The organism is Prevotella sp. P5-64 (assembly GCF_002251285.1).
Lineage (GTDB): Bacteria > Bacteroidota > Bacteroidia > Bacteroidales > Bacteroidaceae > Prevotella.
On sequence record NZ_NPJK01000045.1, the window covers coordinates 1 to 11,021 of the forward strand.

Below are 11,021 nucleotides of genomic sequence, written 5' to 3' on the forward strand. Positions count from 1 at the left end.
TTATTTACAAACTTTATGTCACAGTTTCGCATCGGAGTATATTCTTTTTTTCGTGGTAAAGTTAGTAAATATTTATAAATCAAGCATATACAAAGCTGTTTTTCTAATGGCGGTCATTAGAAAATGACAAGAAACTTTTTCTAATGACCGATTTGGGTTAATGCAGAACAGCCTCATTACGATTGAACTCCCGTCCCTTGGGAGGGCACTGAAAAAGTCCCCTTTTTTTATGACCAAAACGGAAAATGCTTACGATTTGTAACTTCTCTTTCTGCAAATCGCCTAAAATAAGGCTAAAATAGACAGATGATAAAGGGTAAAACAGCTATTTCTCCGTCATCAACTTTCAATTTGATAGTGGGTTTTAGTTTTTCAGTGCCCTCCCTTGGGGAGGGTTGGGGAGGGGCTTCATCTCCTTGCAGAACTTATCGCCTAAGGCGTAGCCTTCTTCGTATAGGGATTCGAGCTTGTTGGTGTCTTTCTCTATGCGGTCTACCTCCAAGGGGCGCTCGGGACGGATGCAGACCACCTGGCCTGCATCTTCGAGCTGCTCCACGTATGCCAACTGCTCATTATACACCTCTATGCGGCGGCTTAGGGCTACGCGCAGACGAGGGTAGTTCTTGTAGATTAAATGGGGAATCTTGTGGTCACGACCCTTCTTGCGGTAGCCACGGTTGCGGGTGAGTATCAGTACGTTGTTCTCATACCCGCGTTCCTGGGCGCGGCGCAGGGGGATGCTGTCGACGATGCCGCCATCGAGCATGGGGATGCCGTCGACGGTGACCATCTTGCTCACATAGGGCAGGCTGCTCGACGCCATCACGATGTCGAGCGCACGTTGGCGGTCGTGGTCTTCGGTGAGGTACATGGCGCGCCCAGTCAGACAGTTGGTGGTGACCATCTCAAAGTTGGCCGAGTGCTGGAAGTATGTATCAAAGTCGAAGGGTATCAGCTCGTTGGGGAAGGCATCATAGAGTAGCTTGCGGTCGAAGATGCAACCCTGCGTAAGCAGATGACGCAGCCCTACATAGTGGTAACGGGCAAGAAAGTCGATATTGGATATGCGCGCACGACGCAGTTGGCGGCTGAAGTAAGACATGCCGTTGCAGGCACCAGCCGAGACCGCCACCGCATAAGGGAAATAGAGTTGATGCACCATGAAGGCGTCGAGCACACCACTGGTAAACACGCCGCGCATGCCGCCTCCTTCCAATACCAGTCCTGTCTTGTCGTTTATTGTCATAATCATCTAACGTATATCTGTGTGCAAAGTTACACATTTACCCCGTAAATGTGTAACAAATGCCCAGAAAACTATCGCCGTTACCGTTTTCTTAACTCCCAGAACGCCACAGCCGAGGCGGCAGCCACGTTGAGCGAGTCCACCTGGTGCGACATCGGGATGCGCACCACGTAGTCGGCATCTTCGATGGTGGTGTGGGGGAGTCCGTCGCCTTCGGTGCCCAGTACGATGGCCAGCCGCTCCACCTCGGGCAGCCGCGGGTCGTCGATGCTTATCGAGCGGTCGGTGAGCGCCATCGCTGCGGTCTTGAACCCGTAGTCGTTGAGCTGTTGCACGCTACCCTCAATCCATGTCCAGGGGATGAGAAACACCGAACCCATCGACACGCGCACCGAGCGGCGGTTGAGCGGGTCACACGAGTCGGTGGTGAGCGCGATGGCGTCGATGCCCAATGCCGCTGCCGACCTGAAGATGGCGCCGATATTGGTGGTGTCGACCACGCCGTGAATGACCGCGATGCGATGTGCCGTGCGGCAGATGTCGGCTATCGTGGGCAGAGCCGGACGCTCCATGGCGCACAGCACTCCCCGCGTGAGCGTATAGCCCGTGAGCGATGCGAGCAGGTCGCGGTCGCCGGTATAGACAGGCACCTCGTCGCCGATGCGACTGATGATTGCTGCTGCATCGCCGTCGATGTGGCGCCGCTCACAGAGCAGGGCTGTGGCGCGATAGCCCGCATTGAGCGCCACATGGATTACCTTGGGGCTCTCGGCGATGAATATCTCTTTGTCGGTGTATCGCCCCGACCGCAACTGCGCCTCGGTGAGGCTGCTGAAGACTTCCACTCCGGGGTGGTCGAGTGATGTGATGTTGATGATAGGCATAATGCTGATGGTGGGATAAAGATTAGAAATCGAGTGCCTTACCGCTGTAGAAGTTGAGCAGACTGGTCTGGTAGAGGTATTCATAGCGCGCCTGAATCTGTTCGCTTTGCGCTCTGAGCAGATTGTTCTTGGCCTCGTTGAACTCCGTGATGCTGGCCTTGGCGTTCTCATATTTTGCCTGGGTCAGCTTGAAGGCTTCCTCGTTGCTTGCCACAGCTTCGCGGCTACTGGCATACTTGCTCTCGGCAGCACGCGCGTTGTAGTATACCTGCTGTATCTCTTTGTAGAGCGACTTGCGCACATCGTCGAGCTTCAGCCGCTCGGTGTCGCGGTTTATCTCGCTGCGGCGTATGTTGTTGCGCGTGGCAAAGCGGTTGAAGATAGGGATACTCAGACTCAGTCCTACATACTGGCTGAAGTTGTTTTTGAGTTGCTTGGCAAATCCGTCTGCCTCGTAACCGCTCGTCTTGTAGTAGTTGCTGCCCAAGCCGCCGTTGAGGTTGAGCTGGGGATAGCGCGCAGCCTTGGCTATCTGTATGTTGTAGTCGGCGCCCTCCACGCGGGTCTGCTGTGCCCTGACCTCGGGCTTCACCGCCATAGCCTCGGCAAAGATGGCTTCGGGCGAGGCGATGTTGCCTGGCGCGGGAGTTATGCGCTCGATGTCTGGACGCACGATGGAGAAACCCTCGGGCGATGGCAGCTCCAGCAACTGCGACAGTGCGAGCAGCGCCATCTGGTAGTTGTTGGCGGCGGTGGTCACTGTGAGCTGGCTCTGTGCCATTGTGGCTTTCTGCTGAGCCAGCTGGGCCACGCTTGCCTTGCCGTTGTCCACAAAGCCCTGCATCCTTACCACCTGCATCGAGTCGATAGACACCTGGCGCTGCGCCACGGTCATGGCCTCGGCGGCATTGAGCACCTCGATGTAAGCCTTTGCTACATTCATGCTCAGGTCGTTGCGCGCCTTGTCCAGGTCGGCATCGGCAGCGTCCAGATTGAGCTGGCTCAGTTTGATGGTGTTGCGTGTGCGGAAGCCGTCGAAGAGCGATACGGTCGACCCTATCGTAAACGATGTGCTCGATGTGCTCTTGTTCTCATACGTGTTCTGCGCCGTGAGTCCGCGGCCGAACGAGAAGTTCTGGGCTGCCGAACCGTTGAGGTCGGGCAGACGGCTGTTCTTGTCGGTATTCAGCTGCAGAGCCTGCAACTCGCGCGTGTTCTGCATCTGCTTTACGCTGATGTTGTGGGCTATGGCGTAGTCCACACACTGGCGCAGCGTCCACGCCTGCTGTGCTTGCGCAGTGCCTACGCCCATGCAGGCGGCGACCACTGCCATGATTATCCTTGTCGTCATACTCGTTGTCTTTTATGGGTTATCATTCGTCGTTGCCGGCTGCGTCGGCTATAATCTGCGGGCCGCGCACCTTGTCCTTGAGCGAGAGTCCCTTCTTTACCTCGATGTTCACGCCGTCGCTCAGTCCGGTCACCACGGCATGGCGCTCATAGGTCTTGTCCTTGCCTGTGCCCTTGATGAGATAGACGAAGGTAGAGTCGCCGCTGAACTCTATGGCGCTCTCGGGTATCGACACCACGTGCTTGGCTTCGGCCAGCACTATCTCGGCATTGGCGCTGTAGCCCGAGCGTATCTTGCCGTTCTTGATACTGTGCACGGCAGCCTTTACCTCAAACTGGTTGGCGCCGTTGTTCTCTGTGGCTTTGGGCGAGATGTACTCGAGGGTAGCGTCAAACCTCAGGTCGTGCAGCGCGCCTATCGTTATCTTCATCGGCATGTTGTCTACCAGACTGCCCACCTCGGTCTCGTCTATGTTGCCTCTGAAGATGAGGTCATTCATATTGGCCACGGTGGCTATGGTCGTTCCGTCGTTGAAGGTGTTGGCCAGGATTACCGAGTTGCCCACCTTGACGGGGATGTCCAGTATCACTCCCGAGATGGTAGAGCGTATCAGCGTCGAGCTGGCTTTGGCGTTGCTGCGCGATACGCCGTCGCGCACCACCTCGAGTGCGTCCTGTGCCGCCTTGAGTTCCTCGTTGGCCTGGTGCAGCGTCTGTCTTATCTTGTCGTATTCGTCGGCGCTCACCAGTTTCTGCTTGTAGAGACTCTCTTCACGCGAGTAGTCCACCTGCGCCTGCTTCTGGTTAATCTCCGCCAGCCTTACCCTCGACTGGGCACTGCTCAGCTGGCCCATATCGGGTATCACCTTGACGCGGGCTATCACCTCGCCGGCCTGCACATACTGGCCTGCCTCCTTGTAGATTTCGCTGATGATGCCGCTTATCTGGGGCTTTACGTTTACCTCGTTGCGTGGCTCTATCTTGCCTGTTATCACTGTGGTCTTCATGATGTCGGTGGTCACAGGCGTCAGCTCGCTGTACTCGATGGGTGCGGGTTGTGATTTCTGATAGAGAAACACGAAGGTAGCGATAAACACCAGTATGATTACCGCTGCCACAATCAGTTTGGAATACTTTTTCATATTTGTTCTTTCTTTTATTGTTTACGTTGTTGTGATGCTTTTAGTTCTCGCGCATGGCGTCTACGGGCTTGATGCTCATGGCTCTCCATGCCGGAGCCAGACCCGCCAGCGCGCCGAGGGCACATACCACCATGGTAGAGAGGATGGCTGTCCAGAAGTCTATCTGGAAGTGGGCCATTACCATGCCGTCGGTGGTGCAAGCCATCTCCACGAGCTGGAGTATGCTCACGCCGAAGAGTATGCCGCTCATGCCCGCCACGGCGGTGAGCACGATGCTCTCGGCGATGATCTGCGAGAGTATCATCTTGGGCGTGGCTCCTATGGCGCGGCGTATGCCTATCTCGCCGGTACGCTCCTTGACGGTCACCATCATGATGTTGCTCACACCGATGGCACCCGAGACGAGGGTGCCTATGCCCACGAGCCAGATGAGGAAGTTCACGCCCTGGAACAGGCTCTCCAGCATGGCGTACATGATCTCGGTATTGAATATGGTGACGCCCTCGGTGTCTTCGGGCGAGATGGAGTGGGCGCGTGCCAGCGTGGTGCGCATGCGGTCGGCTATGGTGCTCATCACCACGCCCTTCTTGCCCGTTACAGCCATCAGGTCTACGGCGGTACCACGGTTGTAGACCTTGCGCAGCACCGATTCGGGCATCGTGATGGTCTCTTCGGCACTGCCGCCGAAGTTTACCGCATGTCCGGAACTGTAGTTGACGCCCACCACGCGGTAGTAGGTCGAGTCTACACGAATGGTCTTGCCGCAGGGGTCACCTCCTTCGGGAAAGAGGTTCTTGTAGATTTGCTTGCCTATCACGCACACCTTGCGCTCCTGCTTCATGTCGATGTCATTGATATAGCGGCCATAGTAGAGTGTGGGTGCAGCCACACGGGCATAGTCGGGGGTGACGCCCATGGTCGATGCGCTGAAGGTGTTGGTGCCCCGGGTAGTGGTGCGGCGTCCGCCGAAAATCATGGGGCTTATCACGTCGAGCTCGGGCACCTGGTGGCGCAGTCTTACGATGTCCTTGGTGTCCATGCTCCATTCCCTGCCCTTGTTGAAGCCCCGGTATGCCTTGGTGGTGGGCTGTGCCCAGATGACCGACGCGTTAGTGGCAAATCCCGCGAAGTTGTTCTGCAGCATTTCCCTGAGCCCCTGTCCGCCACCGCTCAGCGCGATGAGCATGAAGACTCCCCAGAACACGCCAAAGCCCGTGAGCAGACTGCGGCTCTTGTTGCGCGTGATGGTGTCGAGTATCTCCTTGTATGTATCTAAGTCTAATCGCATATTGGTCTTGTAGAGTTGTGTAATCGGTTGTCTATTCGGCTCTCAGCGCCTCGATGGGCCTGATGCGCGAAGCCTTGATGGCGGGTATCAGACCGGCTATCGTTCCGGCGATGATGATGGTCAGGGTGGCCTTGATGCACACGTCGAGCCCCACGGTGGGGTCTACAAACATCGTGGCCCTGAATATGCCTGAGTCCATCACCATGTGGCCCATGGTGGCGTCCATATACAGATTGGTCAGTATGCCGCAGAGCATGCCGATGTAGCCGAAGACAGAGGTGATGATGATGCTCTCGGCGATGATGAGCCTCAGTATGTCCTTCGGGCGCGCTCCGATGGCCTTGCGTATGCCAAACTCGCGGGTGCGCTCCTTGACGGTGATGAGCATGATGTTGCTCACGCCCACGATGCCGCTCAGCAGCGTAAACAGGCCCACTATCCATAGCGCAGTGCGTATTATGCCTATGCCCTGGGCCATGGTCAGACTGTCGGTATAGCGGTTCCACATCCAGAGGGCCTGCTCGTCGTCGGGGGCTGCCTGGTGGCGCAGATTGGTGCTGGCGCGGTAGTTGGTCTCAAACTTCTCGTTGTCCTCCTTGGTCTTGAGGTTCTTGATGGAGAACTCGATGTTGCCCACATTGTCGCCTTTGGCATAGATGGCTTTCAGGGTAGTGAAGGCGGTGAAGAGTTCGTTGTTCTTGCGTGACTCGTCGTCCTTGGTGATGCCCACCACCTTGAACGCCAGACCATTGATGTTGACATTCTTGTCGATGAGCGACCGATAGTCATGACAGAGCTCCTTGGCCTGACTGCGTGAGAGCACCACCACCTTGCGGCGCTCTCTGAAGTCAGGCTCGTTGATAAACCTGCCAGCCAGCATCTCGGTCTTGTTGATGTTCACGTGGGTGGGGTAGATGCCGACGAAATTCTGGGTCGCCACATAGTTCTCGCCGTAGGCTACGGTGACACCGTACTGGCTCAGCACTCCGCCCACGTGGTCTACATGCTGGGTATAGTTGTCGCCGGTAATCGCCAGGTCTCTGTCGTTGAGGGTTATTTCCCGTCCCTCCTTCAGGCCATTGTACGCCTTCGATGTGTAGCCGGGCATCACCACCATCGAGTTGGTGATATACTTCTCGCTCCGTTCCATCTGGGCGTTGATGAGACCGTTGCCCGCGCCCAGCAGGAATATCAGCATGAATATGCCCCATGCCACGGCAAAGCCGGTGAGCGCTGTGCGCAGCCGGTTGCGCTTGGAGGTGCTCCATATTTCCTTGATTAGTTCGCGCATGATGCTTGTTGTCAGGTTATTTCACATAGTCCTTGGCCACCAGGTGGTGGTCGCTGTTGTCTTCGATGCTGCCTATCACGCCGTCCTTGATGTGTATCACCTTGTCGGTCTCGTTGGCCACGCCGCTCTCATGGGTTACGACCACGATGGTCATGCCGTCGCGCTCGTGGAGCTCCTTGAGCAGGTCCATTACCTCCACGCTGGTCTTGGAGTCGAGGGCGCCGGTAGGTTCGTCGGCGAGTATAATCTGCGGTTTGGTGATGAGCGCACGGGCTATGGCCACACGCTGGCGCTGACCGCCCGACAGCTCGTTGGGGTAGTGGTTGGCCCACTGGCTCAGCCCCAACCGCTCCAGATACTCCATCGCTAATTGGTGGCGCTTGCGTCTTCCCACGCCCTGATAGAACAGTGGGAGCTCCACGTTTTCCACCGCGGTCTTGAAGGGGATGAGGTTGAACGACTGGAAGATAAATCCTATCATGCGGTTGCGGTATTCGGCAGCACGCGTCTCGCTGAGGTTCTTGATGAGCACTCCGCCGAGCCAGTATTCGCCCGAGTCATAGTTGTCGAGGATGCCTAATATATTTAATAAGGTGGACTTGCCTGAGCCCGAGGCTCCCATGATGGAGACAAATTCGCCCCGCTCGATATTGAGGTCGATGCCCTTGAGCACGTGCAGCGGCAGGGCTCCCTGGTAGGTCTTGTTTACATCTTTGAGTTGTATCATCATAATGTCTTTGAGGGTTGAGGGGGTTAGCGATTGAGCAGACTGGCCAACTCGTCGCTTACTTCGTTGAGAGAGATGCCCAGCAGCGACATCTGTCGCGCCATTTCGGGCAGCCGCTCTTTCATGAACTCGCGCTTGCGGGTCTTCTGTATCTGCTCCTTGGCGCCGGGAGAGACAAAGTAGCCCAGCCCGCGCTTGTTGTAGATTACGCCTTCTGCCGCGAGCAGCTCATACGCCTTGACGGCGGTATTGGTGTTGACCTCGAGCAGCACGGCATACTCGCGCACACTGGGTATGCGCTCGTCCTCGTGATATTGGTCGGCCAGTATCTCGTCGCTCAGACGCTCGGCTATCTGTATGTATATGGCTTTGTCGTTGTTGAATGTCATAATCGTTGTGTCTTTAGAGATTGGTCATTCGGTTGCAGTCTACCTGCAGCCGGCAGAATATGCGGTAGGCCATGATGTGGTTGAAGATGGCCAGTGACACAAACAGGGTGGGGAACACCGTGTTGATGCAGCGTAGGCTGATATAGTAGGAGTGGTCTGCCGTACCCATCATATAGGCCACGATGCCCAGGAGGACAACGAAGAAGATGCACATGATGGGCTGGGCGTGCTTGCGGAATATGGCTCCACCCAACAGACAGCACGAATGAGCCCAGACGAAGCCAAGCCAGAACACCCAGCCCTCGCTCTTGAGCGTATAGTGGTCGGTGTTGATGGTTATCGCCGGCTGGAAATCGCTGCTTGCAGCCATCACTATAAACGACTGCCTGAAGCCGGGATAGACTATCAGGTTGATGAGATACTGGGCGATGTCGGCCACCACGATGGCCATCGCTGCAGTGAGCATTATGCCGAGGGTGACATAGCCCATGCGTGCCATGTACTTCTCGGCGTTGGACGCTGGCAGCATGAGAAATGCTATGCGTGTGGCTCTGGTTCTGAACGAACGGAAGATGAATGTGGCGCCGACCAGCACGACCATCAGGAATACCGAGCAGATGCCGAAGCTGCCGGCGTAGGTGAGCATCTCTTCCGCCGTGGCGTCGTCGGGCAGATGGTGCATGCGCAGGTCTATCAGTTTGCTCATCTGCATGAAGGGTATGATCATGGCGATGACCGTCACGGTGAATATCTTGATGAGCTCGTTTCGGGTTTGGGCGATGTCGTTCATTATCACCATCGCCATGCGTTTGGGAGCGAATGTTGTCATATATTGTTCATTAGAGATTGGTAAACTTGTTGCAGATTATCTGCATACGCTTGAAGATGCGGTAGGACCCTACGTAGTTGGCTATGCTCAGCCCGATTAGTACTGCGGCCACGGCAATTGTCACGCCGACCGTCGGATTGGGGGAGAGAACTCTCGGAAAAATGTCGAATATGGCTGCCGTATTGACAGCTGTGATGAGCAACATCAGACTCAATGCCACGCAGGCTGTGGGATGGCGGCGCAAGAGGGTGCCGCCCAAGGTGCAGTAGGAGTGCAACCACAGCAGTCCGCTGTAGGCGATTGTCATTGCAGCAATGTTGCCTCGGAAGAGCAGCATGTCTGCCACCTGCTGGTTGCCGCTGCCTGTGATGAAGCAGCGTATCATGTCCCATAGGCACGAATGGTGGATGTCGGGATGGAAGATAAAGCCGAGGGCAAACTGTATGACATCGCCCGCCACCAGGGCGACGGCAAATGTGAGCACGCTGCCGAGAGTGATGTGGATGAAGCGTGTGGCAAATTTCTCTGCATCACTGGCGGGCAGCATCAGGTAGTGCTCGCGCATGGGTTTGGTCTCCATGTTGCTGAAGATGAGGGTGCCCATGGCGCAGAGGAATAGCGGAAGAACTCTTAACGCGCCGGCGATGGCAAACGTGCCCACTATGTCGGGCAGTCTGCTTATGTCGTTGGCGTAGATGTATCTGCGCTGTACGAGGTTTAGCATGTGTGTGTACGCTACGCCCAAGAAGGCAGAGAGTATCATGCCGATGCGGAGTGTCTGGCGCCGGCTGTTGGTCCAGTTCCAGCGGAGCAGCATACATAGCCTGTCGAGGCTGAAGTTATGGGTAGTCATAATGGTGGGGGAGAACTCAGATGAATAGTTTGTGATTGATGGCACCATCGAACAGCAGTTCGAGGTCTACGGGGGTCTCTGCCATGCCCTCCTCGCGGTGGGCTATCACGGCGCAGCCCTGGAGGTTGGGTTCGGCATAGACCACGTCGCTGTCGTCGGCGTTGGTGGGGCGCTGCTCAAAGCGGTAGTGCTGGCAGATGTCGCTTATCGAGGCATCGAGCAGCACCTCGCTATGGTCGAGTATGACCACGTGGTCGAGCAGCGACTCTACATCGTGAACCTGATGGGTAGAGATGATGAGGGTGCGGTCGGGAGTCATGTGGCGGGCTATCACACGGCGGAAGAGACTCTTGGACGGGATGTCCAGACCATTGGTAGGCTCGTCCATCAGCAGCAGACGCGTGCCGGTGGCAAGGGCAAAACTCATATATACCTTCTTCTTCTGTCCCATGGACAACTGGCCGAGATTGGGGTCGCCATTGAGCTCAAATTCAGCAAGACACTGGTCCAGTACTTCTTGTGAGAAGTTGGGATAAAACCCTCTATTGACTTTGACATAATGGCTCAGCCGGATGTGGGGGAGGTCGTACTCTTCGGGCACGATAAACATGTTGCTCAGCATTTCAGGATGGTGGAGACAGGAGTTGCTCCCGTCTACCAGCACTTCACCCTCGGAGGGGCGCAGCATGCCGCAGATGAGATAGAGCAGGGTAGACTTGCCCGTGCCGTTCTTGCCCAAGAGGCCGTAGATGTTGTTCTCTTTCAGCTGGAGGCTGAAGTGCTCGAATACCTTGTGCTTGGTGCCAGGGTAAGCGAAGTTGATGTTGTTGACTTGTATCATATCCTTAATATCAGTTGTTTTATCGTTACCGAGTTTATCGTGTTTCAGTGTACCATTGTAGTAGTACACTGCAAAGGTATGTTGAAAGTTCCAAAGTACAAAGACATCACCCTATTATTTTCCGTATTTAACACAATATTAACACTTGGCACCCTTAAACCCATCTTCACCACCCCCGCGT

Annotated in this window: 11 protein-coding genes; all 11 read right to left on the minus strand. The window is 55.7% G+C overall.

All coding sequences use genetic code 11. The features are described 5' to 3' along the window. Nucleotides 1–364: 364 nt before the first annotated feature. The 11 genes from CIK87_RS08755 to CIK87_RS08805 all read right to left on the minus strand — a co-directional run bounded on the left by CIK87_RS08755 (nucleotide 365) and on the right by CIK87_RS08805 (nucleotide 10,840). On the minus strand, nucleotides 365–1,246 hold the full coding sequence (locus CIK87_RS08755) for a patatin family protein (protein WP_094386868.1): 882 nt from the start codon (nucleotides 1,244–1,246) through the stop codon (nucleotides 365–367). Nucleotides 1,247–1,326: 80 nt separating this feature from the next. Further along, the gene (locus tag CIK87_RS08760) at nucleotides 1,327–2,130 is read right to left on the minus strand and encodes an RNA methyltransferase (RefSeq protein WP_094386860.1); all 804 of its coding nucleotides are present in this window, start codon (nucleotides 2,128–2,130) and stop codon (nucleotides 1,327–1,329) included. Nucleotides 2,131–2,152: 22 nt separating this feature from the next. Then, nucleotides 2,153–3,481, minus strand: a complete 1,329-nt coding sequence (locus CIK87_RS08765; RefSeq protein ID WP_094386861.1) for a TolC family protein — start codon at nucleotides 3,479–3,481, stop codon at nucleotides 2,153–2,155. Between the two features lie 22 nt (nucleotides 3,482–3,503). Further along, entirely contained in the window at nucleotides 3,504–4,622 is a 1,119-nt protein-coding gene (locus tag CIK87_RS08770) for an efflux RND transporter periplasmic adaptor subunit (RefSeq protein WP_094386862.1), read from the minus strand. Nucleotides 4,623–4,662: 40 nt separating this feature from the next. Beyond that, entirely contained in the window at nucleotides 4,663–5,910 is a 1,248-nt protein-coding gene (locus CIK87_RS08775) for an ABC transporter permease (protein WP_094386863.1), read from the minus strand. Between the two features lie 31 nt (nucleotides 5,911–5,941). Further along, nucleotides 5,942–7,201 carry an ABC transporter permease gene (locus CIK87_RS08780; RefSeq protein ID WP_094386864.1) on the minus strand — a complete coding sequence of 420 codons (1,260 nt, stop codon included), beginning with the start codon at nucleotides 7,199–7,201 and terminating at the stop codon, nucleotides 5,942–5,944. Nucleotides 7,202–7,217: 16 nt separating this feature from the next. Then, nucleotides 7,218–7,928 carry an ABC transporter ATP-binding protein gene (locus CIK87_RS08785; protein ID WP_094386869.1) on the minus strand — a complete coding sequence of 237 codons (711 nt, stop codon included), beginning with the start codon at nucleotides 7,926–7,928 and terminating at the stop codon, nucleotides 7,218–7,220. A 26-nt stretch (nucleotides 7,929–7,954) separates the two neighbouring features. Further along, nucleotides 7,955–8,317 (minus strand): GntR family transcriptional regulator, encoded by a 363-nt coding sequence (locus tag CIK87_RS08790; RefSeq protein ID WP_094386865.1) that lies wholly within the window; start codon nucleotides 8,315–8,317, stop codon nucleotides 7,955–7,957. A 13-nt stretch (nucleotides 8,318–8,330) separates the two neighbouring features. After that, on the minus strand, nucleotides 8,331–9,146 hold the full coding sequence (locus CIK87_RS08795; protein WP_144008159.1) for a hypothetical protein: 816 nt from the start codon (nucleotides 9,144–9,146) through the stop codon (nucleotides 8,331–8,333). Between the two features lie 10 nt (nucleotides 9,147–9,156). Beyond that, the gene (locus CIK87_RS08800) at nucleotides 9,157–9,999 is read right to left on the minus strand and encodes a hypothetical protein (protein ID WP_144008160.1); all 843 of its coding nucleotides are present in this window, start codon (nucleotides 9,997–9,999) and stop codon (nucleotides 9,157–9,159) included. 16 nt (nucleotides 10,000–10,015) lie between these two features. After that, nucleotides 10,016–10,840 (minus strand): ATP-binding cassette domain-containing protein, encoded by an 825-nt coding sequence (locus CIK87_RS08805; RefSeq protein WP_022310217.1) that lies wholly within the window; start codon nucleotides 10,838–10,840, stop codon nucleotides 10,016–10,018. Nucleotides 10,841–11,021: the final 181 nt, after the last annotated feature.

Coding starts and splice junctions, on each gene's coding strand:
- CIK87_RS08755 (WP_094386868.1), bottom strand. CDS start 1,246: ATGACAATAAACGACAAGACAGGACTGGTATTGGAAGGAGGCGGCATG.
- CIK87_RS08760 (WP_094386860.1), bottom strand. CDS start 2,130: ATGCCTATCATCAACATCACATCACTCGACCACCCCGGAGTGGAAGTC.
- CIK87_RS08765 (WP_094386861.1), bottom strand. CDS start 3,481: ATGACGACAAGGATAATCATGGCAGTGGTCGCCGCCTGCATGGGCGTA.
- CIK87_RS08770 (WP_094386862.1), bottom strand. CDS start 4,622: ATGAAAAAGTATTCCAAACTGATTGTGGCAGCGGTAATCATACTGGTG.
- CIK87_RS08775 (WP_094386863.1), bottom strand. CDS start 5,910: ATGCGATTAGACTTAGATACATACAAGGAGATACTCGACACCATCACG.
- CIK87_RS08780 (WP_094386864.1), bottom strand. CDS start 7,201: ATGCGCGAACTAATCAAGGAAATATGGAGCACCTCCAAGCGCAACCGG.
- CIK87_RS08785 (WP_094386869.1), bottom strand. CDS start 7,928: ATGATACAACTCAAAGATGTAAACAAGACCTACCAGGGAGCCCTGCCG.
- CIK87_RS08790 (WP_094386865.1), bottom strand. CDS start 8,317: ATGACATTCAACAACGACAAAGCCATATACATACAGATAGCCGAGCGT.
- CIK87_RS08795 (WP_144008159.1), bottom strand. CDS start 9,146: ATGACAACATTCGCTCCCAAACGCATGGCGATGGTGATAATGAACGAC.
- CIK87_RS08800 (WP_144008160.1), bottom strand. CDS start 9,999: ATGACTACCCATAACTTCAGCCTCGACAGGCTATGTATGCTGCTCCGC.
- CIK87_RS08805 (WP_022310217.1), bottom strand. CDS start 10,840: ATGATACAAGTCAACAACATCAACTTCGCTTACCCTGGCACCAAGCAC.